The organism is Streptomyces sp. NBC_01478, from assembly GCF_036227225.1.
Classification (GTDB): domain Bacteria; phylum Actinomycetota; class Actinomycetes; order Streptomycetales; family Streptomycetaceae; genus Streptomyces.
In genome coordinates this window covers 4,147,121-4,173,582 of the sequence record NZ_CP109444.1, presented here as the reverse complement: position 1 = coordinate 4,173,582, position 26,462 = coordinate 4,147,121, and the positions used below count along the sequence as shown (strand labels likewise).

16 protein-coding genes and 1 tRNA gene are annotated in these 26,462 nt (G+C 69.7%); 12 read left to right on the top strand and 5 right to left on the bottom strand.

Translation table 11 applies throughout. The features are described 5' to 3' along the window. Positions 1–183: 183 nt before the first annotated feature. Both OG223_RS18695 and OG223_RS18690 read left to right on the top strand, forming a co-directional pair. Positions 184–417, top strand: a complete 234-nt coding sequence (locus OG223_RS18695) for a hypothetical protein (protein ID WP_003976229.1) — start codon at positions 184–186, stop codon at positions 415–417. Positions 418–549: 132 nt separating this feature from the next. Beyond that, a tRNA-Ala gene (locus OG223_RS18690) sits at positions 550–622 on the top strand. 119 nt (positions 623–741) lie between these two features. Here OG223_RS18690 and OG223_RS18685 read toward each other — a convergent pair. Together OG223_RS18685 and OG223_RS18680 are read right to left on the bottom strand one after the other, a co-directional pair. Then, complete coding sequence (locus tag OG223_RS18685; RefSeq protein WP_329249646.1) at positions 742–2,355, bottom strand: NADH-ubiquinone oxidoreductase-F iron-sulfur binding region domain-containing protein; 1,614 nt, start codon at positions 2,353–2,355, stop codon at positions 742–744. Beyond that, a complete protein-coding gene (locus OG223_RS18680) occupies positions 2,352–3,689 on the bottom strand; it encodes a cytochrome b/b6 domain-containing protein (protein WP_329249643.1) in 1,338 nt (445 codons plus the stop codon). The genes OG223_RS18685 and OG223_RS18680 overlap by 4 nt, the downstream gene beginning before the upstream one ends. A 443-nt stretch (positions 3,690–4,132) precedes the next feature. Between OG223_RS18680 and leuS the strand changes: the two genes are divergently transcribed. The 8 genes from leuS to holA all read left to right on the top strand — a co-directional run bounded on the left by leuS (position 4,133) and on the right by holA (position 16,015). Then, entirely contained in the window at positions 4,133–7,012 is a 2,880-nt protein-coding gene (gene leuS, locus OG223_RS18675) for a leucine--tRNA ligase (protein WP_329249641.1), read from the top strand. A 163-nt stretch (positions 7,013–7,175) separates the two neighbouring features. Then, a complete protein-coding gene (locus tag OG223_RS18670; RefSeq protein WP_329249638.1) occupies positions 7,176–7,907 on the top strand; it encodes a hypothetical protein in 732 nt (243 codons plus the stop codon). Positions 7,908–8,015: 108 nt separating this feature from the next. Beyond that, positions 8,016–8,861, top strand: coding sequence for a DegV family protein (locus OG223_RS18665; RefSeq protein WP_329249635.1), 846 nt, complete (start codon positions 8,016–8,018; stop codon positions 8,859–8,861). 944 nt (positions 8,862–9,805) lie between these two features. Continuing rightward, positions 9,806–10,753 (top strand): ComEA family DNA-binding protein, encoded by a 948-nt coding sequence (locus tag OG223_RS18660; protein WP_329249633.1) that lies wholly within the window; start codon positions 9,806–9,808, stop codon positions 10,751–10,753. Between the two features lie 44 nt (positions 10,754–10,797). Beyond that, the gene (locus tag OG223_RS18655; protein WP_443073722.1) at positions 10,798–13,542 is read left to right on the top strand and encodes a ComEC/Rec2 family competence protein; all 2,745 of its coding nucleotides are present in this window, start codon (positions 10,798–10,800) and stop codon (positions 13,540–13,542) included. A gap of 63 nt (positions 13,543–13,605) precedes the next feature. Beyond that, positions 13,606–14,433 (top strand): arylamine N-acetyltransferase family protein, encoded by an 828-nt coding sequence (locus OG223_RS18650; protein ID WP_329249630.1) that lies wholly within the window; start codon positions 13,606–13,608, stop codon positions 14,431–14,433. 69 nt (positions 14,434–14,502) lie between these two features. Then, positions 14,503–14,748 (top strand): hypothetical protein, encoded by a 246-nt coding sequence (locus OG223_RS18645; RefSeq protein WP_329249626.1) that lies wholly within the window; start codon positions 14,503–14,505, stop codon positions 14,746–14,748. A 274-nt stretch (positions 14,749–15,022) separates the two neighbouring features. Then, positions 15,023–16,015 (top strand): DNA polymerase III subunit delta, encoded by a 993-nt coding sequence (gene holA, locus OG223_RS18640; RefSeq protein WP_329249623.1) that lies wholly within the window; start codon positions 15,023–15,025, stop codon positions 16,013–16,015. Positions 16,016–16,396: 381 nt separating this feature from the next. On the opposite strand, the gene rpsT is transcribed toward holA, so the two are convergent. After that, a complete protein-coding gene (rpsT, locus tag OG223_RS18635; protein ID WP_329249620.1) occupies positions 16,397–16,663 on the bottom strand; it encodes a 30S ribosomal protein S20 in 267 nt (88 codons plus the stop codon). 730 nt (positions 16,664–17,393) lie between these two features. Here rpsT and lepA point away from each other — a divergent pair. After that, positions 17,394–19,268: a translation elongation factor 4 gene (gene lepA, locus OG223_RS18630; RefSeq protein ID WP_329249616.1), complete on the top strand. Its 1,875-nt coding sequence runs from the start codon at positions 17,394–17,396 to the stop codon at positions 19,266–19,268. A gap of 283 nt (positions 19,269–19,551) precedes the next feature. Beyond that, on the top strand, positions 19,552–21,441 hold the full coding sequence (locus tag OG223_RS18625) for an AMP-dependent synthetase/ligase (protein WP_329249613.1): 1,890 nt from the start codon (positions 19,552–19,554) through the stop codon (positions 21,439–21,441). 96 nt (positions 21,442–21,537) lie between these two features. Here OG223_RS18625 and OG223_RS18620 read toward each other — a convergent pair whose 3' ends face one another. Together OG223_RS18620 and OG223_RS18615 are read right to left on the bottom strand one after the other, a co-directional pair. Next, the gene (locus OG223_RS18620; RefSeq protein WP_329249611.1) at positions 21,538–22,122 is read right to left on the bottom strand and encodes a response regulator; all 585 of its coding nucleotides are present in this window, start codon (positions 22,120–22,122) and stop codon (positions 21,538–21,540) included. Between the two features lie 12 nt (positions 22,123–22,134). Further along, on the bottom strand, positions 22,135–26,403 hold the full coding sequence (locus OG223_RS18615) for a HAMP domain-containing protein (protein WP_329249610.1): 4,269 nt from the start codon (positions 26,401–26,403) through the stop codon (positions 22,135–22,137). Between the last annotated feature and the right edge of the window lie 59 nt (positions 26,404–26,462).

The window sequence follows — 26,462 nt, the reverse complement described above, 5'->3', positions numbered from 1 at the left end:
GTAGCGATGCCTGCGAGCATCATCGAGGAGGTCGACCACCTCTTCGATGCGGCGTTGATACGAGATACGATCACCCGCCTGAGCTGCCCTTCCTGCGGTTCCGCCCACGTGGCCCAAGTCCTTGGTGACAACGGCGGAGTTTCCTACGTGTGCACGGCCTGCGGCCACAGCTGGAGCTGATCGATGGGTGCACACAGGCGAAAGTGCGACTGGTGCGGCAGTGGGACGCCGATCGTCCGTGACATGGAACCGGTGAATCCCGACTACCAGTACTGGTGCGAGGAGTGCGCGCGGGCGCTGATCATAAAAGGCGACCCGATCGAGACGTACCGCGAACTCGAGGGTGAGCCGATCTACGGTCGACTCCTCGAGGAGCACTGCACTTTGAAGCGGTTCTATTCGTTCGTCACGGCTTGACTCCGGCCGGGACCCCGCGAGGAGGTCCCGGCGATCACGGTCACGGTGACGTGGACGGAAACGATTTGGTGGTGCGCCGGGTCACCGGTAATGTTGGCGTCGCCACCGGGGAGACCCGGTAGCGCACCGCAAGGGGCTATAGCTCAGTTGGTAGAGCGCCTGCATGGCATGCAGGAGGTCAGGAGTTCAATTCTCCTTAGCTCCACAGAAGTCGAAGGCGGGTCATCCCATCGGATGACCCGCCTTCGGTGTGTCCGGGGGCAGTTGGCGCAGGTCATGGAACAGCGGGCCGTCCCTGAGGGGGGCGGCCCGCTGTTCGTGTTCTCAGCGGCCGAGGGCTCGCCGGCCGCGGCCCTGGGAGAGGACCGGCAGGTTGCGCGCGGGCCCCTTGTCCCGTGCGGTCTCCTCCTCCAGGCGTAGGGCCAGTGCCGGGCAACGCCGTACCGCGCGGAGCGCCTTCGCCTCCGCGTAACGCGGCACCTGGGCCTGCGCGACGGTGGGGAAGCCGTCGGCGCCGAGTTCGAAGACCTCCGGGAGGATGTCCGCGCACAGACCGTGGCCCCGGCACAGCGTCCAGTCGACGTAGATCTTCTGACGGCTCGGACCGTTCTCCTCGGCCTCCGCGCCGCTCGTGATGCCCGCGGGGAGCTGGCCGCCCTCGAAGAGCGGCAGAACGCCCTCCACGGGCCTTCCGCAGCCGTTTCCGAGGACGTGGGCGGCGAGGTCGTCCGTGAACGCCTTGATGGTCGATTCCAGGAACATCGCGGAGCCGTCCGGGTGCGAGCACGCGCCGCGCCGCTTCACGGCCTTGGCGACCTGCTTCAGCGCCTCCAGGGCGGCCGGGCCGCCGCCGTTGAGGATGTCCTCCATGCCGCGCGCGGCGGCGGGCAGACCGAGGTAGCAGGGACCGCACTGTCCCGCGCTCTCGTCGGCCAGCCACTGGGCCACGCGCAGTGACTCGCCCAGCGGGCAGGTCTCCTGGGTGATGGGCATGATGGCGCCGGCGCCGAGCGCACCGCCCACCGCGTCCAGGGAGTTGCGGGAGACGATCGCCTCGTTGACCGTCGCCGCGTCGATCCACTTGCCGTGGTAACCGCCCGTCAGCACACCCTGGGGGACCGGCGGGGCGCCGGCCAACTGCAGGACGTAGCGCAGCGGTACGCCTGTGGGGACCTCGATCACCATGGGGCGGGCGACCGCCCCGGAGACCGTGAGCATGACGGTGCCGGGCTCGTCGTAGAGGCCGGTGTTGCCGTAGCGCTCGGGGCCGATGCGGGCGGCGATGGCGAGTTGGGCGAACGTCTCGGCGTTCGACAGCAGGGTCGGGGCGCCGCCGACGCCGTTCTGGGAGGCGCTGACCTTGCGGCCGGGCGGGATCGCCGGGCCGCCGTCGATCGAGCGGATCAGCGACGCGGCGGCGCCGGTGACCATGCGGACCGGGTTGCGCTGGACGAACGCCTTCAGCGCCGAGCGGCGGGTGTTGCTCAGGCCGCGCTCCGAGAGCGCGGCCTCCATGGAGCGCTGCGTCGACTCACGGGTGACCCCCACCACGAGCGTGCGGGCACCCAGGGCCTCGGCGACCAGGAGGGCGCCGTCCAGGATGAGGTGCGGGGCACGGTTGATGAGCACCGTGTCCTTACGGCATGCCGGTTCGTCCTCACTGCCGTTGACGACGACGACCGGCCGTACACCGCGTTTGATCGCCGCCTCGGCGACCGACCGCAGCTTCTTGTGGAAGGGGAAGCCCGCGCCGCCGCGGCCCTTCAGGTTGATGGCCTCGGAGAGCTTCGCGAGCTGCTCCCCGCCCATCGGTTCGAGCGGCCCGTGCACCTTCAAGTGCATGGGCAGGTCGAGTCTCTCGACAAGGTCGAAGCCCGATGTGAGCTGAGGAAGCCCGACGACGCGGACTTCTGGGACGTCGGGCAGGGCCTCGTTCACCTATAGCCTCCGGAAGGCGTGTTCCAAGGTTCGCCCGAGCCGCCCTGCGCGTCGAAGTCGTACGAAGCGTTGGGCGTTTGATCAGTGGCGGGACCGCTGTTGTACGTGTCATTGGGGTTGTACGTACCGGAGGTGCCGTTCGACTCACCGGTGGGGTACGCGTATCCCTCGCCGTATCCGCCCGTGCCCGCGTTGTTGTTGTACGTCGGGATGTTGTAGCCGGTGTCCTGGAGCGGGTCGTAGGCCGACGGGGGTGCCTCGCCGACCGGCGGGGGCGACGGGATCGGCCAGCTTCCGGAGGTGCTGCCGCCGTTGTCCGCGCGCGGGACCGCCTGCGTGTTCTGCATGTCCATCGGCACGTTCATGCGCGAGTTCTGGTCGGTGACGAACGGCATCTGACCGGTGGATTCCGGTGTGGCGGTGCGGTAGGCGGCCGCGAAGCCGTTCGTGTCGGCGACCGGGGTCATGGACCTCGTCTCGTACTGCGCGGCGGCCGGGTCCACGCGCGGGACCGACCCGGTCTCCGTGAACGAGGGCTGCGGCGCGGCGCGTCGGCCCTCGGCCGGGCGGCGGCTCTCGTAGCCCGGCAGCGCGGACTCGGCCACGCGGCCCCGGCTCGCGTCGAGTTCGTCGAGACCCGGTCGCTCCTCGTTGCCCAGGAGCATGGCGACCTTGTCGGCGAACTTCCGCTTGATCGGGCGGGGTGCCGAGCGCAGGGCGAGGGCTGCGGCGACCCCGACCAGGCACAGCTCGTACGAGATCATGAAGAACGGTTTGGCCGCGCGGCCCGCGAACAGGCCGTGGACCAGCGCCGCGCACCAGGCCGGGTAGGCCAGCATGTGCATCGCGCGCCAGCGGGCGGCCACCGGCGCCGGGGACGCGAACTGGTTGCGCAGGGCGCCGGTGATGCCCACGAAGATCATGAGCAGGCCGGCCAGGGAGCCGAGGCCGATGAGTCCGGCGCTGCCCGTCACACCGAGGCTGAAGGGGATCAGCGCGGCGATCAGGACGGTGTGGTCGAGCGCCAGTTTGACCGTGATGTGAATCACGAGGAACGCGATCGAGCCGACGGCGGTCACCCGGTGGATGCCCTGGGCCACGATCCGCTGGCGGATGTTGAGGATGACCCGGTCCTGGGCGACCAGCCCCCAGATCACCGAGCAGGTCAGGGAGACGAGCGAGAGAACGCCCGCACCGAAGTTGAGGAAGTCCTGTACCTGGCTGCCTCCGAGCAGCACGAACACGGGTATGAAGATCAGGACGACGAGGCTCGCCATGCCATAGGCCGAACGGCCCGGCTTGGGGAGCGAACTGGTACTACGACGAGGGTTCATGGGGGCAACTCCGAGCAGTATCGGGAAAGCGGTCCCGCTGCCGAACTCTAAGTGGCTCCATACCGGTGGGTACGAGGTTTGAGTTATTGCGTTGTTATCAAACGACAATGCGCTTGCTGCGATGTCCCGTAGTGGGTGGTACGCGAAGGTAGTCCTTGAACTTGGTTCAGTGTCGGCCGGTGCGGTCAGGGGTGCCAAGGGTGATACGGAAGCGCGTCGCGTTGTGCTCAAGGGCTGCGGTACCCTCATGCCATGCGTGCCGTACGCCTTCTGCTTAGCGAGCCGCGCTGATGAGTCCCGACCACCACTGATCGGTGGGTCGGAATCGGCGCGGCGTCCCCTCCTGTGCGAGGGGATTTTTCATTTGCTGGACGTCACACCTGGACGTCGCAGCCTGAACGACGCAGCCGCTGGCAGAGACGATCGATGGAGCTTTGAGGATCATGAGCGAGACGAACCCCGCTGCCGCCGCCGAGGTGGTCGCGCCGCACCGCTACACGGCCGCCATGGCCGCGGACATCGAGGCACGCTGGCAGGACTTCTGGGACGCCGAGGGCACCTACGAGGCGCCGAACCCGACCGGTGACCTGGCCGGCGACCCCGAACTGGCCGCCCGCCCCAAGAAGTTCATCATGGACATGTTCCCGTACCCCTCCGGTACGGGCCTGCACGTCGGCCACCCCCTGGGCTACATCGCCACCGATGTGTTCGCCCGCTTCCAGCGGATGACCGGCCACAACGTGCTGCACACCCTGGGCTTCGACGCCTTCGGCCTGCCGGCCGAGCAGCACGCCGTCCAGACGGGCGAGCACCCCCGGATCACCACCGTCGCCGCCATCGGCAACATGAAGTCGCAACTGCGCGCGCTGGGCCTGGGCCACGACAAGCGCCGGTCGTTCGCCACGATCGACCCGGAGTACTACAAGTGGACCCAGTGGATCTTCCTGCAGATCTTCAACTCCTGGTACGACGACGAGGCCGACACGGCCCGCCCGATCGCCGAGCTGATCGCCCAGTTCGAGTCCGGTGAGCGTGCCGTACCGGGGCACGCGCGCGCGTGGCCGGACCTGACCGCCACCGAACGTGCCGACGTCCTGGGCGAGTTCCGCCTGGCGTACGCCTCCGACGCGCCGGTCAACTGGTGCCCCGGCCTGGGCACCGTCCTGGCCAACGAGGAGGTCACCGCCGACGGCCGCTCCGAGCGCGGCAACTTCCCCGTCTTCAAGGCCAAGCTGCGCCAGTGGAACATGCGGATCACCGCCTACGCCGACCGGCTGCTGGCGGACCTGGAGGAGCTGGACTGGCCCGAGGCCATCAAGCTGCAGCAGCGCAACTGGATCGGCCGCTCCGAGGGCGCCCGCGTCGACTTCCCCGTCGACGGCGAGCACATCACGGTTTTCACCACCCGCCCCGACACCCTGTTCGGCGCGAGCTACATGGTGCTGGCGCCCGAGCACCCGCTGGTCGACAAGTTCACGCCGGCCGCCTGGCCCGAGGGCACGCACGACGTGTGGACCGGCGGTCATGCCACCCCGGTGGAGGCGGTCGCCGCGTACCGCGCGCAGGCCGGCACCAAGTCCGACGTGGAACGGCAGGCCGAGGCCAAGGACAAGACCGGTGTCTTCACCGGCGCGTTCGCGACCAACCCGGTCAACGGCGAGCGGATCCCCGTCTTCATCGCCGACTACGTACTGATGGGCTACGGCACCGGCGCGATCATGGCCGTCCCGGCGGGCGACCAGCGCGACTTCGACTTCGCGCGCGCCTTCGAGCTGCCGATCACCTGCATCGTCGAGCCGACCGACGGCCGCGGCACGGACACGTCGACATGGGAGAACGCCTTCGGGTCGTACGACGCGAAGATCATCAACTCCTCGAACGACGACATCTCCCTGGACGGCCTGCCCGTCGCCGAGGCCAAGGCCCGCATCACGGAGTGGCTGGCCCGCGAGGGCATCGGCGAGGGCACCGTCAACTTCCGCCTGCGCGACTGGCTGTTCAGCCGCCAGCGCTACTGGGGCGAGCCCTTCCCGATCGTCTACGACGAGGACGGCATCGCGCACTCGCTGCCCGAGTCGATGCTGCCCCTGGAACTGCCGGAGGTCGAGGACTACTCGCCGCGCACCTTCGACCCGGACGACGCGAACACGTCCCCGGAGACGCCCCTGTCCCGCAACGAGGACTGGGTCGCCGTCACCCTGGACCTGGGCGACGGCCGCGGCCCCCAGAAGTACCGCCGCGAGACCAACACCATGCCGAACTGGGCCGGTTCCTGCTGGTACGAACTGCGCTACCTGGACCCGCACAACGACCAGAAGCTGGTCGACCCGGCCATCGAGCAGTACTGGATGGGCCCCCGCGCGGGCATGCCGCACGGCGGCGTCGACCTGTACGTCGGCGGCGCCGAGCACGCCGTACTGCACCTGCTGTACGCCCGTTTCTGGTCCAAGGTGCTGTTCGACCTGGGGCACATCTCGTCCCCGGAACCGTTCCACAAGCTGTTCAACCAGGGCATGATCCAGGCCTACGTCTACCGGGACAGCCGCGGCTTCCCGGTGCCGGCCGCCGAGGTGGAGGAGCGCGACGGCGCCTACTTCTACCAGGGCGAGAAGGTCTCCCGACTGCTGGGCAAGATGGGCAAGTCCCTGAAGAACGCGGTCACTCCGGACGAGATCTGCGACGAGTACGGCGCCGACACGCTGCGCCTGTACGAGATGGCCATGGGTCCCCTGGACGTGTCCCGGCCGTGGGACACGCGCGCGGTGGTGGGCCAGTACCGGCTGCTGCAGCGGCTGTGGCGCAACGTCGTCGACGAGGCGACCGGTGAGGTCACGGTCGTCGACACCGAGCCCGACGAGCAGACGCTGCGTGCTCTGCACAAGGCGATCGACGGGGTGCGCCAGGACCTGGCGGGCCTGCGCTTCAACACGGCCATCGCCAAGATCACCGAGCTGAACAACCACCTGACCAAGGTGGGCGGAGCGGTGCCGCGTTCCGTCGCCGAGTCGCTGGTGCTGCTGGTCGCGCCGCTGGCCCCGCACGTCGCCGAGGAGCTGTGGCGCAAGCTGGGCCGCACGGACACGGTGGTCCACCAGGACTTCCCGGTCGCCGACCCGGCGTACGTCGTGGACGAGAGCGTGACCTGCGTCGTGCAGATCAAGGGCAAGGTCAAGGCGCGCCTGGAGGTCTCGCCGACGATCTCCGACGCCGAGCTGGAGAAGGTCGCGCTGGCCGACGAGAAGGTCGTCGCCGCGCTGGAGGGTGCGGGCATCCGCAAGGTCATCGTGCGGGCGCCGAAGCTGGTGAACATCGTTCCGGCGTAGCCCTCCGGGGTTCCTGCGCAGCCCTTCGGCGGGGTCGGGGGGAGCGCCTCCGGGTAGTCCCCTACGGGCAGGTTCGGGGTTCTTTTGGAACTCCGGGCCTGCCCTTTGCGTTTACCGTTGAAGAGCGGCGCGGCGTGTGCCGCCCGGAGCCGGTGGAGGAGCGTTGGAAGCCGTGATCGCAGTCTTCGCCCTTCTCTTCCTGCTGTTCGTGGTCGTAGGCGGCTATGCGGCGGTCAAGGCGATCGGCGCGGCCAAGAGAGGCGTCGACCGCACGGTCGCGCAGGCCCGGCGCTCGGTCGAGGACCACACCCTGCGCGCCAAGTCCTTCGCCCAGCCCGGCCCGCAGGGACAGGTGGCCCAACTCCGGCTCGCGCTGCGCACATCGATGCGCGCGACCCAGGACGCGCTGCACGCGGGCGTGACCGAGGACGAGTCCCTGAAGGAATCCCTGGGCCTCTTCGAGCGGCTCAGCGCGCACGGCCGCGAACTCGACGGCGAACTCAGGCGACTGGAGTCCGAGCCGGACCGCAGGACGCTCGCCGAGCGGCTGCCCGCCCTGCGCGAGCGCACCGAGCGCATCACGAAGTCGGCGGACTCACTGCGCTGGGCGGCCCGGGACCGCGCCGGCCGCTTCGCGCAGGACGACCTGGACACGCTGAGCGCCCAGATAGACATGGAGGCGGGCGCCCTGCGGCACTGGACGAAGTCGGAGCACACACCGCCCCCGTGGCCCGACGCCCCGCCCGCCGACGCCACGACGGGCCGCCAGACCTGGCCGGAGCCCCCGCGCTCCCGCCCCGCCGCCGAGGAACCGGCTCCGTCCGCCATCACCCCGCCGGGACGGCGCCCCACCTACCCCTGGCAGAAGAAACCCCGTCCCGAGAGCACGACTTGATCGGGCGGCACGGATCGGTCCGTCGGCATGGTGTGATCCGGCCGGTTCCGGCCCAGGTGAAAGGGGTCGGGCTGCCGCCCGGCCGCTACGGCAGGTAACCTCCAGCTCATGTCCCGCCATGTCGCGATCGTCACCGATTCAACGGCCTACCTGCCGCCGCTGACGATGGAGCGCCACGGCATCACAGCGGTGCCGCTGACCGTGGTCCTCGGCGACCGGGCACTCGAAGAGGGCACCGAGATCTCGACCCGCTCCCTGGCCCAGGCCCTGCAGAAGCGACGCCCGGTCACCACCTCGCGCCCCAGCCCCGAGCTCTTCGCGGAGACCTACCGCAAGGTCGCCGAGTCCGGCGCCACCGGCATCGTCTCCCTCCACCTCTCCGCCGAACTCTCGGGCACCTACGACGCGGCGGTCGTCGCCGCGCGTGAGGCGCCGGTGCCGGTGCGGGTGGTGGACACCGGGATGGTCGCGATGGCGCTCGGCTTCTGCGCACTCGCCGCGGCCGAGACAGCGGAGGCCGGCGGCACGGTGGACGAGGCGGTCACGGCCGCGGAGAAACGGGCCGCGGGCACTTCCGCCTACTTCTACGTCGACACCCTCGACTATCTGCGCCGGGGCGGCCGGATCGGCGCGGCCCAGGCCTTGTTGGGCTCAGCGCTCGCCGTGAAGCCGCTGCTCCAACTGGAGGGCGGGCGCATCGAACTCCTGGAAAAGGTACGGACGGCGTCGAAGGCGATCGCCCGCCTTGAGGAACTCGCGGCCGACCGGGCGGGCAGCGCCCAGGTCGACATCGCAGTCCACCATCTCTCCGCGCCCGAGCGGGCGTCGGCTCTCGCGGACCGGCTGCGGGCGCGGGTACCGGGGCTGGCCGATCTGCATGTGAGTGAGGTCGGGGCGGTGATCGGGGCGCATACCGGGCCCGGGTTGTTGGGGGCTGTGGTTTCGCCTCGGTGACGGGGTGCCGAGGGTGACAGGGGTGACAGGGGGCTGATGCCTTGGGCTGGGCGCCCTGGGGTGGCGCCTTGGACGGGCGTCCTGGACTGGTGCCGTGGCCGGTTCCCTGTGTGGGGGACGCTCGTGTGGGTGACGGAGTTATCCACAACTGGGCGGTCGTCCCCGGGAATTGACCAAGATCATCGCGAAGTCGCGGAATGTCCGATCCTCGGCGCATGGCACTTCGATCACGCTCACACACAGCGACTGCGACCAGCGGCCCGGGCCGCGCCCCCTCCTCCGACGGCCGAACCCGGCATCGCCGCCAGCCGACACGGGGGCGGGCACATCGCCAGGCTTCGGCGGAGGAACTTCGGCGCCGGGCGGAACTGCTCTTCGGCGAACGCGGCGGGGAGCGCGGGGAGTTGGGGAATGCACCGCCGGGTGAGGACGGCGGCGGTACAGGGGACGGCCGGGGCGGAGGTGAGGGCTTTCGCGCGCCGGTGGTGGAGGGGGCGGGGCGTCTGACTTCGGCGGCGGGTGATGCCGTGGTGGGTTCTCTTCTGCCGACGGGTGACGTCCTGGGGCGCTCGATTCCGTCTGTGGCTGAGGATTTGAGGTCTTCTGCTCTGCCTGTGGCTGAGGACTTGGGGTGTCCTGCTCTGCCTGTGGATGAGGTCGTGTGGGGTTCCCCTCCGTCGGTGGGGGAGGGGAGGCGAAGTGCTCCTCCGTCGATGGCTGAAGCCGGGGGGTGCCCTGTTCCGGCCGTGACGCAGACCGTGGGGAATCTTCGTTCGCCGGGGGCCGGAGGCTTGGGGCCGCCCTCGGATTCGTTCGTTACTGATGCCGGGGGGCGTCCTGTCTCGCCCGTGGTCAGGGCGGCGGGGCTTCGCTTTCCGGCGCCGGTTGATGCTGGGCCTTGGACCGAGCCGGGGCCGGAGCCGGAGCAGGGGTCTGGTCCGGGGTTGGGGTCTAGGCAGCGGGCGGTCCGGGTCGAGTCGCCGGTGGGTGTTGCTCTGGAGCCTGATGCCTTCTTGTATGCCGGAGCGGTCGGCGTGGCCGGAGACTCCGGAGACTTCAGCGGCACCGGAGAGGCAGAGACAGGGGTAGACGTAGACGTCGTACGGGATCGTCCGGCGGGGGCCTGGCCGTCGCGGGTCGGGTCGGCTCTGCGGGAGCGGATGCCGGTGTGGGTGCAGACGCGGTGTGGGCTGGAGCGGCGGAACGTGGTCGCGCTCGGTGTACTGCTCGCGGTGGCCGCGGTCCTCGCCGTGCAGCACTTCTGGGTGGGCCGGACTCAGCCCGTACGCGCCCCGGAGGTGGTGGGAGCGGCATCCCCCTATGGAGAAGGCGATGAGGTCGGAGGCAGGGACAGCGGCAGCGGGGGAGCGGCTGCGGGCAAAGAGACCGGGTCGCGCGCCTCGTCGGCCGGAGCGCGGGGTGGTTCGAGTGCGGTCGGCACCGAGATCGTCGTGGACGTCAGCGGCAAGGTCCGGGAGCCCGGGGTTCATCGGCTTCCCGCCGGTTCGCGGGTGACCGATGCGTTGCGCGCGGCGGGTGGGGTGCGTCCAGGCACCAGTACTGATGGGCTCAACCGCGCTCGGTTCCTCGTGGACGGGGAGCAGATCGTCGTCGGCGGTCCGGCCCCTGCGGCGGTGCCTGGTGCGGGAGGCGCGAATACCACGGGGGCGGCGGGCTCCACTGCGGGAGCTGCTCCGACGGCTCCGGTCTCCCTCAACACGGCCACCGCGGATCAGCTCAACACCCTGCCCGGCGTGGGACCGGTGCTGGCCCAGCACATCATCGACTACCGCACCCAGCACGGCGGTTTCCGCTCGGTGGACGAACTGCGCCAGGTCAACGGCATCGGCGACCGCCGCTTCGCCGATCTTCGGGATCTGGTGCTGCCATGACCCCGGGGCCTGGTGCAGCCATTACCCCGGGGCCTGGTGCAGCCATGACTCAGGGATCTGGTGCGGTCACGCCCCAACTCCACGACGATCCGACCGAGCCCGCGATTCCCCGCCGCGCGGCACCGGACGACGGCTCCTCCTCCAGCCACCGAGCCGTATCCGCCGCCTCACCGGCCCGCCGCAACGTGCACGCCGCCTCCGGGAACCGGCGGGGTACCGCACACCCCCAACAGGAAGGGCCGACGGACCTACGACTCGTACCGCCCGCACTCGCGGCCTGGGCGACGGCTGCACTGGCGCTGGACGCGTCGCCGGCCTGGGTCACAGGGGTCTCCGTCGGGACGCTGACAGTGGCGCTCGTACTGCTGCTGATGACGCGACGGCGGGACAGGACAGGACGCAGCCGTACCTCGCCACGGTTGGACCCTGGCCTCTCACCGGACGGACTTCGCCCCGCAGCGTCATGGCGGCAGGCCGCATGGCCCCGTGTCTCGATCGCGGCCCTGTTCCTCTCGATCGCCGCGGCCGCCGCCTCCGCCGGGCTGCACGGGGCGGACCTGCGCCGTGGGCCGGTGCCCGAACTGGCGCGGGAGTACGCGACCGCGACCGCGGAGGTGGAGATCGGTTCCGATCCACGGTTGACCCGGCCCCGGGTCAGCGGGGATCACGCGGCACCGGTCTCCGTGCTGATCGACGCCGAGGTACGGCGGGTCGAAGAGACGGACGGCACGGTCGTGGAGACGCGGGCGCCGGTGCTGCTGATCGTCGACCCGGGCTCGTCCACCAAGGGAGGGAGAGGGGGAGGACGAGGGGGAGGGGCGGGCAGTGCGCGGGGTTCCGGCGGTGGGCCGGAGAGGTCGCCCTGGCTCGGGCTGCTCCCGTCCACGCGGGTGAAGGTGACCGCGCGGTTGGTGCCCTCGCTGACGAGCGGAGACCGGGTCGCGGCCGTGCTGCGGGTACGGAACCAGCCGGTGCCGGAGGTGGTGGAGGGGCCGTCCGGAGCACAGCGGTTCGCGGGGCGCTTGCGGGCCGGGTTGCGTGAGGCCACCGACGGGTTGCCGGGTGACGCGCGGGCGTTGCTGCCGGGGCTGGTCGTCGGGGACACCGCGCGGATCACACCCGAGTTGGACGAGGCCTTCAAGGAGACGGACCTCGCGCACACCCTCGCCGTCTCCGGAAGCAACCTCACCATCCTGCTTGCCCTCCTCATCGGACCCCCCGGCCTCGCCCAGCACATCGAACGCCGGGGCCTGGCACCGAGCCTGGGCATCTCCCTCCGGGCGACCGCACTGCTCGGCGGGGTCCTCACGCTCGGGTTCGTCGTCGTGTGCCGGCCCGACCCGAGCGTGCTGCGGGCCGCGGCCTGCGGTGCCGTCGCGCTGCTCGCCCTGGCGACCGGCCGCCGCAGATCACTGATCCCGGCCCTGGCGACGGCCGTACTGCTGCTGGTGCTCTACGACCCGTGGCTGGCCCGCAGTTACGGCTTCCTGCTCTCCGTGCTGGCCACCGGTGCCCTGCTCACGCTCGCGCCGCGCTGGAGCGAGACGCTGTGTCGGCACCGGGTTCCGCCACGGCTGGCCGAGGCGCTGGCCGCCGCCGCTGCCGCGCAGGCCTTGTGCGCGCCGGTGGTGGCCGTGCTGTCGGCGCGGGTGAGTCTGGTGGCGGTGCCGTGCAATCTGCTCGCGGAGATCGCCGTCGCGCCGGCCACGGTACTGGGCTTCGCGGCGCTGGCCGCGGCGCCGGTGGCGATGCCGGTGGCCAAGGTCCTTGCCTGGGGCGCGAGTTGGCCCACCGGATGGATCGCGGACGTGGCCCGGAGCGGCGCGGCGCTGCCCGGTGGGGGAGTGGACTGGCCGGGCAGTTGGACCGGGGCACTGCTGCTCGCCCTCGCGGTCGCGGCCCTCGTGCTGGTCGGGCGGCGGCTGTTGAAGCACCCCTGGCTGTGCGGTCTCTGCGGGCTGCTTCTGCTGCTGATCGTGGTGGAGCCGGCGCCGCTGACCCGGGTGATCACGGGATGGCCGCCGCCGGGCTGGCGGTTCGCGATGTGCGATGTCGGGCAGGGCGACGCGACGGTGCTCGCGGCGGGCAAGGGCACCGGCGTGGTCGTGGACGCCGGGCCGGATCCGAAGCTGGTCGACCAGTGTCTGCGCACACTGGGCATCACCAGGATCCCGCTCGTCGTGCTCACCCACTTTCACGCCGACCATGTGGCGGGACTGCCCGGGGTGCTGCGAGGCCGTTCGGTGGGAGCCATCGAGACGACGTCCTTTGAAGAGCCCGCGGACCAGGCCGAGTTCGTGAGGAGGGCGGCGGCGGAACGGCACATCCCGATCACCCGGGCCGTAGCCGGGGACCAGCGACGCAGCGGTCCGCTCTCCTGGCAGGTGCTGTGGCCCCCACCGCGTCCGGCACCGGACCCGGACGGGCCGAACGACGCCAGCGTCGCACTGCTGGTACGGACGGCCGGCCTGCGCCTGCTGCTGCTCGGTGACCTCGAACCCCCGGCCCAGCAGGAGCTGTTGAGGTCACCGGCGGCGGCGCTGCTGGGAGGCGTGGACGTGCTCAAGGTCGCCCATCATGGGTCGGCCTACCAAGATCCGGACCTGATACGCAGAGTGGCCCCACGGCTGGCGCTGATCTCCTGTGGTGAGAACAACGTGTATGGACACCCGGCCCCCAGCACGGTCGCGGCGCTGCGGGCCATGGGCGTGGTGGTCCTGCGGACGGACGTGGACGGGGCGCTGGCGGTGGGAGGTGAGGGCGGCGGGCTTCGGGTGACCCGGGAATGAGAGGGGCAACGGCCCCGGGCACGGATGGGGCCGGTGAGCTGTGGGTGGCGCGAGACTGAGGGCATGAATCCCGCACAGGTTGACGCCTATCTCCGCCGGCTGGGAGTCCAGCACCCGGCGTCGCCCACCGTCGATGTCCTGCGTGAGTTGCATCTGCGCCATCTGCAGACCGTGCCCTTCGAGAATCTGTCGATCCATCTGGGAGAGGAGATCGTGCTGGAGGAGGACCGGCTGCTGGACAAGGTGGTGGGCGCGGGCAGGGGCGGGTTCTGCTACGAACTGAACGGACTGTTCGGCGCGTTGCTCACCGCGCTGGGTTTCGATGTCGCACTGCTCGCGGCGCGGGTGTACGGGGACGAGGGGCGGCCGGGGATTCCGTACGACCATCTCGCGCTGCGGGTGCGGACGGTGGACGGGGGAGTGTGGCTGGCCGACGTGGGGTTCGGGACGCACAGTCACTATCCGCTGGCCTTCGAGGAGCGGGGCGAACAGGAGGACCCCGGCGGCACGTTCAGGGTTGCCGCGTCGGGACCGGATACAGCCGGAGCCGGAGCCGGGGACGTGGACGTGGACCTGGACGTGGACGTGGTCCGGAACGGAAGGCCCGAGTACCGGCTGGAGACGCGGCCCCGGGCGCTCGGTGACTTCGTGGTCGGAGCGTGGTGGCACAGCACCTCGCCCGCCTCGCACTTCACCCGGTCACTGGTCTGCTCACGGCTCACGGACGACGGAGGGAGGGTCACGCTCAGCGGCCGCGTTCTGACGGTGACGGGGGCGGACGGGACGCGGGAGGTACGTGAACTGGCCACGGACGAGGAGGTGTTGACGGTGTACCGGGAGCGGTTCGGGATCGAGTTGGGGGTGGTGCCCGCGGTGCGTGAGCCCGCATGAGCCCGTACAGGTCCGCGTAGGCCCTGGGCGGATTCGCGCGAGGCCGCGGCCGTACCGGAAAATGTCTCCGTGAGCGATGTGAGACATGTGCTGGTGCTGCCCGATCGCGACGCGGCTCAGGAGGCGGCGGAGGTGCTCGGGGAGCGGTTCGCGCTGGACGAGGAACCGCGGTTGGTACGGGACGCGCTGGCCGGTGAGGACGACGCCGAGGACGCGCAGTGGCTGCTCGTTCTGCGGGACGAGCACGGGCGGCTCGACCCCGCGGAGCTGGACGCGTTCGCGGGGGAGTGGGACGGCTGGCGCGAGGAGCCGTAACGGCCCCGAATCCAGTACCGGTCCCCTCCAGTACCGGACCCCTCCTGTCCGGTCCCTTCCCGCCCGGTCCCCTTTTGCCCGGTCCTCGCCCGCCGGTCCCTTCCCGTCCGCCCGGCCCGCCAGGCCAGAGCGCCCTCAAACCCCGCCCACCCGGCCTGCCCGCCCAGAGCACCCTCCCACCCGGCCCCCCTCGAACCCGGAGCCTCCTCTCGCCCCCCCACCCACCCCCTGCACGCGGGACGCGTTGTCAGTGGCGCGTGCGATGCTTTACGAGATGGCCAGGAAGACTGCGAATGACGACCCTCTCGCCCCGGTGACGCTTGCCGTGGGCCAGGAGGACCTCCTGCTCGACCGTGCCGTGCGGGAGGTGGTGGCCGCTGCTCGGGCCTCCGACGCCGACACGGACGTACGTGACCTGACTTCGGACCAACTGCAGCCCGGCACACTCGCCGAGTTGACCAGCCCGTCGCTCTTCGCGGAGCGCAAGGTCGTGGTCGTACGCAATGCGCAGGATCTGTCCGCGGACACGATCAAGGATGTGAAGGCGTATCTCGGTGCGCCCGCCGAGGAGATCACCCTGGTGCTGTTGCACGCGGGTGGGGTCAAGGGCAAGGGGCTGCTCGATGCCGCGCGCAAGGCGGGGGCGCGGGAGGTGGCCTGCCCGAAGATGACGAAGCCGGCGGACCGGTTGGCCTTCGTGCGGGGTGAGTTCCGGGCGACCGGGAGATCGGCCACGCCGGAGGCCTGCCAGGCGCTGGTCGACTCGATCGGCAGTGATCTGCGGGAGTTGGCGTCCGCGGTCACCCAGTTGGTCAGCGACATCGAGGGGACCATCGACGAGGCGATCGTCGGGCGGTACTACACCGGGCGGGCCGAGGCGTCGAGCTTCACGGTCGCGGACCGGGCCGTGGAGGGGCGGGCGGCGGAGGCGCTGGAGGCGTTGCGGTGGTCGTTGTCCACCGGGGTGGCGCCGGTGTTGATCACCAGTGCGTTGGCGCAGGGGGTGCGGGCGATCGGGAAGCTGTCGTCCGCGCGTGGGGGACGGCCGGCGGATCTGGCGCGTGAGCTGGGGATGCCGCCGTGGAAGATCGACCGGGTACGGCAGCAGATGCGGGGATGGACACCGGACGCGGTCTCCGTCGCGCTGCGGGCGGTGGCCGAGGCGGACGCGGGAGTGAAGGGCGGGGGGGACGATCCGGAGTACGCGTTGGAGAAGGCGGTCGTCGCGATCGCCCGGGCGGCCCGATCACGGGGTCAGCAGGGCTAGGGGTATCGCCTGGCAGGGTTGTTGACCCGGCGGATCATGCCGTGGGCGCGGGGCACGTCATGGCGATCTGCGGTGTTGCCGTCGGCTGTCCGCCGTCGGCGCGAATCGGGCACCGCCGATTGCCTGCTACCCGCTCCGCCGGACACGCCCCGGCGACTCTGCCCCAGGGGCGGGACACCGCGCGTAGACGGGGATACGGCGACGGGGGATAACAGCGACGGGGATACAGCAATGCCCCCGAAGTGGGTCCGGGGGCACTGTACGTGGCGTGGCGACCACGATGTCTGTCCGTGAATCGAGGTAGAGGGCTCGACGTGTCCTCACGGTGGATTGCTACTGGTCCGGTCCGCGCGAGCGCGGGCCGAGGCAAGTGCGGAAGGATCAGCCCTTGAGCGCGGTGACCTTGGAAGCAAGCGCCGACTTCTTGTTGGCGGCCTGGTTCTTGTGGATGACGCCCTTCGCGACGGCCTTGTCGAGCTGACGCGCGGCAGCGCGCTGGTACTCGGTGGCCTTCTCGACGTCACCCGCGGTAGCGGCTTCGCGGGCCTTGCGGATCGCGGTCTTCAGGGAGGACTTGACGGCCTTGTTGCGCAGCCGAGCCTTCTCGTTGGTCTTGATCCGCTTGATCTGGGACTTGATGTTCGCCACGAATGAGCCTTTGCAGGTTCTGGCACGGGGCCGCACGGGTCCCGGGCCGATGATTTTCCTTGGGGTGCGCCTCGCACCGAGAGGGCATGAGGCACAGCCACTCAGGCTACCAGTCGGCCACCGGCCCACCCAAACCGGTCCCCGAGAGGCCACCGCCACCACCCGCCTGGTGCCGGGGCAACCCGGACGGCCACTCCCGCTCGCCGGGTCCGGAACCGGCTCCCAAGAGGCCCGGCTGGAAGCCCGGCCCCACGTGAACCGCCCTCTCCCGGGAGCTCCCGAGCCCCGTCCGTTCCGTTCTGCACCGGCCCCGAGGTATCAGCGCATTCCCGGGCAGCCCGCCGGCGTCCCCGAGAGACCAACCAAATCCCCGTCCCCGAACCTCTCCCCGCCAGTCCCGGAGGCCCCAGCCAACATCCCCCAGAGGCCTCGCCCTGTCCCCATCCCTAATCCCTACGGCTCCCTAAATTCCGGAGGCCCCCAAGATCCCCAGACCCCGAAACCGCACCCCGACCCACCCCCGAGCCGCGCCCGCCCCCGAAACCACACCCAAATCCACACCCAAATCCGCACCCCAAACCACCCCCAACAGGGCGCTGCCACCCCACGCCCACCCACCCGCACCGTCCCAAACCGGACCGCACCTCCCGCCCGTGGGACGATGGAGCCTACGTATCGATCCGACCCGAGACCGCAGACACTGCGGACGCCTCAAGAATCAGGACCCTGCGTGCCCGCGATCCCCAGCCATGTGCCCGAGCCGAGTCGTACCGACCCGGCGCTGATCCGCAATTTCTGCATCATCGCGCACATCGACCATGGCAAGTCCACGCTCGCCGACCGGATGCTCCAGCTGACCGGAGTGGTCGACAGCCGGCAGATGCGTGCTCAGTACCTCGACCGCATGGACATCGAGCGCGAGCGTGGCATCACGATCAAGTCCCAGGCGGTGCGTCTGCCATGGGCCCCCACCGACGGGGCCGACGAGGGCAGCACGCACATCCTCAACATGATCGACACCCCGGGACACGTCGACTTCACGTACGAGGTCTCGCGGTCGCTCGCCGCCTGCGAGGGCACCGTGCTGCTCGTGGACGCCGCCCAGGGCATCGAGGCCCAGACCCTCGCCAACCTCTACCTGGCGATGGAGAACGACCTCACGATCATCCCCGTACTGAACAAGATCGACCTGCCGGCCGCGCAGCCCGAGAAGTTCGCGGAGGAGCTGGCCAACCTCGTCGGGTGTGACCCCGATGACGTTCTGCGGGTGTCCGCCAAGACCGGTATCGGTGTCGACGTACTGCTGAACAAGGTGGTCAAGGAGGTCCCGGCGCCCGTCGGGATCGCGGACGCGCCCGCCCGCGCCATGATCTTCGACTCCGTCTACGACTCCTACCGCGGTGTCGTGACGTACATCCGGGTCATCGACGGACAGCTCACCAAGCGCGAGAAGATCCGGATGATGTCCACGAACGCCACGCACGAGCTGCTGGAGATCGGGACGAACTCGCCGGAGATGCTCGGCGCGGACGGGCTCGGGGTCGGCGAGGTCGGCTATCTGATCACCGGTGTGAAGGACGTCCGCCAGTCCAAGGTCGGTGACACGATCACCACCCTGCACAAGGGCGCGACCCAGGCGCTCGGCGGTTACAAAGACCCCAAGCCCATGGTCTTCTCGGGCCTGTATCCGCTGGACGGGTCCGACTACCCGGAGCTGCGCGAGGCCCTCGACAAGCTCCAGCTCAACGACGCCGCGCTCGTCTACGAGCCGGAGACCTCCGCCGCCCTCGGCTTCGGCTTCCGCGTCGGTTTCCTCGGGCTGCTGCACCTGGACGTGATCCGGGAGCGCCTGGAGCGCGAGTTCGGGCTCGACCTCATCGCGACCGCGCCGAACGTGGTGTACCGGGTCGAGATGGAGGACGGCAGCGAGCACGTCGTCACCAACCCGAGCGAGTTCCCCGAGGGGAAGATCGACAAGGTCTACGAGCCCGTCGTACGCGCGACGATCCTCGCGCCGTCGGAGTTCATCGGCTCGATCATGGAGCTGTGCCAGACCCGGCGCGGCACCCTGCTCGGCATGGACTACCTCTCCGAGGACCGCGTCGAGATCCGCTACACGCTGCCCCTCGCGGAGATCGTCTTCGACTTCTTCGACCAGTTGAAGTCCAAGACCCGCGGCTACGCCTCGCTCGACTACGAGCCCACCGGCGAGGTCGACTCCAGCCTGGTCAAGGTCGACATCCTGCTGCACGGCGACAAGGTGGACGCCTTCTCGGCGATCACGCACAAGGACGCGGCGTACGCGTACGGCGTGCGGCTGGTCGCCAAGCTGCGCGAGCTGATCCCGCGACAGGCCTTCGAGGTGCCCATCCAGGCGGCCATCGGCTCCCGGGTCATCGCCCGCGAGACGATCCGCGCCATCCGCAAGGACGTCCTCGCCAAGTGCTACGGCGGTGACATCTCCCGTAAGCGGAAGCTGCTGGAGAAGCAGAAGGAGGGCAAGAAGCGGATGAAGATGGTGGGTTCCGTGGAGGTTCCCCAGGAGGCCTTCATCGCGGTGCTGTCCAGCGACGACAACGTCGGCAGCGGCAAGGGCAAGAAGTAGCGGCCCCATACACCGAAATTCCGGACGACAGCCAGGGATTCCCGGGGCCCGTTGTGCTTTCGCGCGGCGGGCCCCAGGTGTTGGCTCGGTGCGAAGTGGTCATGGCTCTGTAGGAAGTGACGGTCCGCCGCCCCTTACGCACCGGCCGGTCCCGGCTTACTCTGATCACTGCTCGATAGTTACTCGCGAGTTAAACAACAGCCGCATGAGCCACCAACCGCAATGAGCCAACCGCCGCAGCAATGAGCCAGCAGCCGCACTGTCGCGGGCCCCGGAGGATGTCGTGAGCGACACACAGACCCTGATCGAGAACCGTCCGCCGTCCGTGGCGGGCCTCTTCCTGGAGCGCGTGGCTGCCACGCCGGACGCCGAGGCCTACCGTTACCCGGTGCCGGCGGCCTCCGGTGAGGGCCCCGACGAGTGGAAGTCGCTGACCTGGGCACAGGCCGCCGAGCGGGTCTACGCCATCGCGGCCGGCCTGATCGAACTGGGCGTGGAGCCCGAACAGCGCGTCGCCCTCGCCTCCGCCACCCGTGTCGAGTGGATCCTCGCCGACCTGGGCATCCTGTGCGCCGGCGCGGCCACGACCACGGTGTATCCGCAGACCAACGCCGACGAGTCGACGTTCATCCTCTCCGACTCCGGCAGCAAGGTCCTGATCGCGGAGGACGCGGCGCAGCTCGCCAAGGCGCGCGAGAAGCGTGCCGAACTGCCCGAGCTGACGCACGTCGTGGTCATCGACCCGGCCGGCGTGGAGACCGGAGCCGATGGCGAGAGCGACTGGGTGCTCACCCTCGCGGAGCTGGAGCAGCGCGGTGCCGCGTACCTGGAGAAGAACCCGGACCTGATCAAGGAGCGGGTCGGGTCCATCACCAAGGACCAGCTCGCGACGATCATCTACACCTCGGGCACCACCGGCCGCCCCAAGGGTGTCCGCCTGCCGCAGGACAACTGGTCGTACATGGCGAAGGCGATCGCGGCGACCGGGCTGCTCGGCCCCGAGGACGTGCAGTACCTGTGGCTGCCGCTCGCGCACGTGTTCGGCAAGGTGCTGACCTCCGGGCAGATCGAGGTCGGGCACGTCACCGCCGTCGACGGCCGGGTCGACAAGATCATCGAGAATCTGCCGGTCGTACAGCCGACGTACATGGCGGCCGTCCCGCGCATCTTCGAGAAGGTCTACAACGGGGTCGCGGCCAAGGCGCGGGCCGGCGGCGCCGCCAAGTACAAGATCTTCCAGTGGGCCGCCGAGGTCGCCCGCGAGTACGCCAAGGCCACCCAGGACAACTTCCGCCGCACCGGAACGGCGACCGCGCCCTTCGGTCTCGCCGCCAAGCACAAGGTCGCCGACGCGCTGGTCTACGCGAAGATCCGCGAGGCCTTCGGCGGCAGGCTGCGCGCCTGCGTCTCCGGATCGGCCGCGCTCGCGCCCGACATCGGCTACTTCTTCGCCGGCGCGGGCATCCACATCCTGGAGGGCTACGGCCTGACCGAGTCCTCCGCGGCCTCCTTCGTGAACCCCGGCGAGGCCTACCGCACCGGCACGGTCGGCAAGCCGCTGCCCGGCACGGAGGTGCGCATCGCGGACGACGGCGAGATCCTGCTGCGCGGCCCCGGCATCATGGAGGGCTACCACGGGCTGCCCGAGAAGACCGCCGAAGTCCTGGAGACGGACGGCTGGTTCCACACCGGCGACATCGGCGAGCTGTCCCCCGACGGCTACCTGCGCATCACGGACCGCAAGAAGGACCTCATCAAGACGTCCGGCGGCAAGTACATCGCGCCCGCCGAGGTCGAGGGCCAGTTCAAGGCCGTCTGCCCGTACGTCTCCAACATCCTGGTGCACGGCGCCGACCGGAACTTCTGCACCGCCCTCATCGCCCTCGACGAACCGTCCATCCTGGAGTGGGCGAAGGACAACGACCTCGCGGGCAAGTCCTACGCCGAGGTCGTCGCCGCGCCCGCGACGGTCGCCCTGATCGAGGGCTACGTCAAGGAACTCAACGAGGGCCTCCAGCGCTGGCAGACCATCAAGCAGTTCCGCCTCCTCCCGCGCGACCTCGACATCGAACACGGCGAGATCACCCCGAGCCTCAAGCTCAAGCGCCCGGTGGTGGAACGCGAGTACAAGCACCTGATCGACGAGATGTACGCGGGGTCGCGCGAGGCGTGACCACATTGACGGCCCGCGGCCCGAAGGGGCCGCGGGCCGTCAGGGGCGCGGGGAACTGCGCGCCCAGCCCCCACCGGCCCGCAGAGCAAAACGCACCTACCGGGTCAAGCGCCGCCGCATGTCTCTCACCAGTTGCCCCATCTCCGTCACCTGATCCCGAAGTTCCCGCACCTCGGCGACCGTGCTCGCAGCCACCCGCGCCTCGATCTCCTTGAGCCGCGACGCCAGTTCGTCGAACTGCCCCTGCTCACGCGCCAGCATCCGCTCCAACAACTGGTTCTTCCGGTGCAGTTCGAGGAAAACGGTGACCTTCGCCCGCAGCACCCACGGATCGAACGGCTTGGTCAAGTAGTCGGCGGCACCCGTGGCATAGCCCCGGAACGCGTACCCCGCGTCCGAATCCGTACCGGTCAGAAAGATGATCGGAACGTCCTTGGTCTGGTCGAGCCGCTTGATGTTGGCGGCGGTCTCGAAACCGTCCATGCCCGGCATCCGAATGTCGAGCAGGACCACCGCGAAGCGCTGCCGCAGCAGCGCCTTCATCGCCTCCTCGCCCGAACGAGCGCGTACCAGTGGCTCGTTGAGGGACCCCAGGACCGCTTCCAGCGCGATCAGGTTGTCCTCCATGTCGTCGACCAGGAGGATGCTGGCGCGCTCGTCGGTCGTTGCCTCAGCGCTCATGATGACTGTGCCTCACTCAGTCGTCGGCGGTGCCGCCGTCTCTCCTGGTGTACCCGCATCCGGTCCGGCGATGTCCTTGCCGTCCGCCCCCGCGATGTCCTCCCCCTCGGGATCCAGCAGGCCGCAGACCACGGTCAGCAACTGGTCGACATCCACCGGCTTCGGTACGTAGTCGTTGGCGCCCCGCGCGATGGACTTCTCCCGGTCGCCCGGCATCGCCTTGGCGGTGAGCGCGACGATGGGCAGCCCGGTCCAGCGCGGGGCGCGGCGGATGGCGGCGATGGTCTCGTACCCGTCCATCTCCGGCATCATGATGTCCATCAGCACCAGTTCGACGTCGGGATTGCGCTCCAGGGTCTCGATGCCCTCGCGGCCGTTCTCCGCGTAGAGCACCGGCATGCCGACCCGGCCCAGCACATGGGTGAGCGCGAAGACGTTGCGGATGTCGTCGTCCACGATCAACACCCGCCGCCCCGGCAGCACGTGACCCGCCCGCCCGACCTTCCACGCCTCCAGCTTGGTGGGTGTGGGCCACGAGTCGTCCACCTCGTGCCCGGTGAACGGCTCGGAGGACAACTCCTCGGAGAACGACGGAAGTTCCCGCCCCTCGGAGGCCTGCGAGAGCTCCGAGGTCCGCGAGAGCTGCGAGACCTGCGAAGTCTGCCCGGCCTGCCCGGCCTCCAAGGTCTGCGAGGACTGCGCGGCTTGCGAGGTCTGCCCGGCCTGCGAGGTCTGCCCGGTCGCCGCATGCCCGGGACTGGCGACAGGAACGTACAGCGTGAACGTCGAACCGCTCCCGGGCTCGCTCTCCGCGACGATACGGCCGCCGAGCAGCCCGGCGATCTCCCGGCTGATCGACAACCCCAGCCCCGTACCGCCGTACTTGCGGTTGGTCGTGCCGTCGGCCTGCTGGAACGCCTCGAAGATCACCGGGAGTTTCTCGGCGGCGATCCCGATCCCGGTGTCGGAGACGGCGAACACGATGACCGCGTCGCTGTCGGAGTAGCGGTGCTCGGGGTCCTGGACCCGGTTGACGCGGAGTTCGACCCGGCCCTTCGCGGTGAACTTGATCGCGTTGGACAGCAGGTTGCGCAGGATCTGCTGGAGCCGCTGCTCGTCCGACCACATCTCGCGCGGCACGTCCTCGCCCACCGACACCTCGAAGGAGAGCCCCCGGTCCAGGGTGAGCGGGCGGAACGTGGCGTGGACGTAGTCGAGGAGCTTGATGAGCGGGAGCCGCTTCGGGCGTACGTCCATCCGGCCGGCCTCGATCTTCGAGAGGTCGAGGATGTCGTTGATGAGCTGGAGCAGGTCCGAGCCGGAGCGGTGGATCGTGGTCGCGAACTGCACTTCCTGGTCGGTGAGATGACCGTCAGGGTTGTCGGAGAGCAGGCGGGCCAGGATCAGCAGCGAGTTCAGCGGGGTGCGCAGCTCGTGGCTCATGTTCGCCAGGAACTCCGACTTGTACTGGGAGCTGGTCGCCAACAGGGCCGCCTTCTCCTCCAGTTCGGCGTTCGAGCGCTGCAACTCGGCCTGCTGCTTCTGGAGTTCGTCCGAGCGTTCCTGCAACTGCATGGCCAGCCGCTGGGACTCGCCGAGCAGGGACTCGGTGCGGGAGTTGGCGATGATGGTGTTGATCGCGACGCCGATGGTGTTCACGAACTGGTCGAAGAACGCGAGGTGGACGTCGGAGAAGCGGGAGAACGAGGCCAGTTCGATCACGCCGAGGAGCTTGTCCTCGAAGATGATCGGGATGATGACCACGCTCGCCGGGGCCGCTTCCCCCAGGCCGCTGTTGATCTTGATGTAGTCCGGCGGGGCCTCCTCCACCAGGATCCGCTTCTTCTCCCGCGCCGCCTGTCGCACAAGACCGTGCACCGGCATCCCGCCCGTGTCCACGGTCGCCCCCTGCGCCGACCCGTACCCGGCGATGAAGGCAAGTCCCTTGGCCGGGATGGCCGTTCGCAGGCTGTCCTCGTCCGGATCGGCCAGGAAGAACGCCCCGTACTGCGCGTTCACCAGCGGGGTCAGCTCGCGCAGGATCAGGTCGGCGACCTCCATCAGGTCCCGGTGCCCCTGCATCAGGGCCGCGAGGCGGGCCAGGTTGGACTCCAGCCAGTCCTTCGCGCGGGTCGTCTCGCGGAGGTTGGCCACCATCAGGTTGATGTTGTCCTTCAGCTCGGTGACCTCGCCCTGGGTCTCCACCGTGATCGAGCGGGACATGTCGCCCTGCGCCACCGCCGAGGCCACCTCGGCGATCGCGCGGACCTGCGTGGTGAGGTTCAGCGCGAGTTCGTTCACGTTGGTCGTCAGGCGCTTCCAGGTGCCGTAGACGCCCTCCACCCGTGCCTGGCCGCCGAGTTGGCCCTCGGAGCCGACCTCGCGGGCGACACGCGTGACCTCGGAGGAGAAGGAGGAGAGGGTGTCGACCATGGTGTTGATGGTGGTCTTCAGCTCCAGGATCTCGCCGCGCGCGTCCACGTCGATCTTCTTCGACAGGTCGCCCTGCGCCACGGCCGTGGCGACCTGCGCGATGTTCCGCACCTGTGAAGTCAGGTTGTCGGCCATGTAGTTGACGTTGTCGGTCAGGTCGGCCCAGACACCGGAGACGCCCAACACCTGGGCCCGGCCGCCCAGTCGGCCGTCGGTGCCGACCTCGCGGGCCACCCGGGTCACCTCGTCGGCGAAGGCGCGCAGTTGTTCCACCATCGTGTTGACGGTGTCCTTCAGTTCGAGGATCTCGCCGCGCGCGTCGACGGTGATCTTCTTCGACAGGTCGCCGTTCGCGACGGCCGTCGTCACCTGGGCGATGTTCCGCACCTGCGAAGTCAGGTTCAGGGCCATGAAGTTGACGTTGTCCGTCAGGTCCTTCCAGACTCCGCTGACGCCCCGCACCTGCGCCTGCCCGCCGAGGTTGCCCTCCGTGCCGACCTCGCGCGCCACGCGCGTCACCTCGTCCGCGAAGGCGGAGAGCTGGTCGACCATCGTGTTGATCGTGGACTTCAGCTCCAGGATCTCGCCCTTCGCCTCCACCGTGATCTTCTTGCCGAGGTCGCCCTGGGCCACGGCCGTCGACACCAGCGCGATGTTCCTGACCTGTGAAGTCAGGTTGTCGGCCATGAAGTTGACGTTGTCGGTGAGGTCCTTCCAGACCCCGGAGACGCCTCGCACCTGGGCGCGGCCGCCGAGGTTGCCCTCGGTGCCGACCTCGCGGGCGACGCGCGTGACCTCGTCGGCGAAGGCGGAGAGCTGGTCCACCATCGTGTTGATGGTCGACTTCAGTTCGAGGATCTCGCCCTGGGCGTCGACCGTGATCTTCTGCGACAGGTCGCCGTTCGCGACGGCCGTCGTCACCTGGGCGATGTTCCGCACCTGCGACGTCAGGTTCGACGCCATGAAGTTGACGTTGTCGGTGAGGTCCTTCCAGACCCCGGACACGCCCCGCACCTGCGCCCGCCCGCCCAACTGGCCCTCGGTGCCCACCTCACGGGCGACGCGCGTCACCTCGTCGGCGAACGCGGAGAGCTGGTCGACCATCGTGTTCACGGTGAGCTTCAGTTCGAGCAGCTCACCGGTCGCCTCGACGGTGACCGTGCGCGTCAGGTCGCCCCGCGCCACCGCCGTCGTGACGAGCGCGATGTCCCGGACCTGCGCGGTCAGCCGGGACGCCATCGTGTTGACCGCCTCGGTCACGTCCCGCCAACTGCCCGACAGCCGCGTCACCTTGGCCCGGCCGCCGAGCCTGCCCTCGGTGCCGACCTCGCGGGCCACCCGGGTCACCTCGCCGGTGAACAGGGAGAGCTGGTCCACCATCTTGTTCACGGCCCGGCCCAGGTGCCGTAGATCGCCCCTCAACTGGCGGCTGCCGTCGTGCAGATCGACCCGCTGGGTCAGATCGCCGCCCGCGACCGCGTCCAGGACCCGGGTCGCGTTGGCGGCCGGGGCCACCAGGGCGTCGAGGAGCTGGTTGACATCGTTGACGCGGGAGGTCCAGCCGCCCTGGCCGGGGCTGGCCGAGAGGCGTTCGTCGAGGCGGCCGTGGCGGATCAGTTCCCGTTTGACGCGCTGTGTCTCGGAGTTGAAGTGGGCGCTGCGGTCTACGATCTGGTTGAAGGCGGCGGTCAGTTCGGCCACCATTCCGTGGCCCGTCTCCGGAGCCTTCGTGAAGTCGCCGTCCCGGGCGGCCGTCATCACGGCGAGCAGCGGACGGAGATCCGATGGTCGAATCCAGTCCTCTTTGTGTCCGTCTTCGAGCACACGCGTAGCACTGTTCTCACTCATGGTGGCCCACTTCGGTGACTCGGCGCTTATGGCCGCGGTCAGTCTGTCACTCTGTCCGC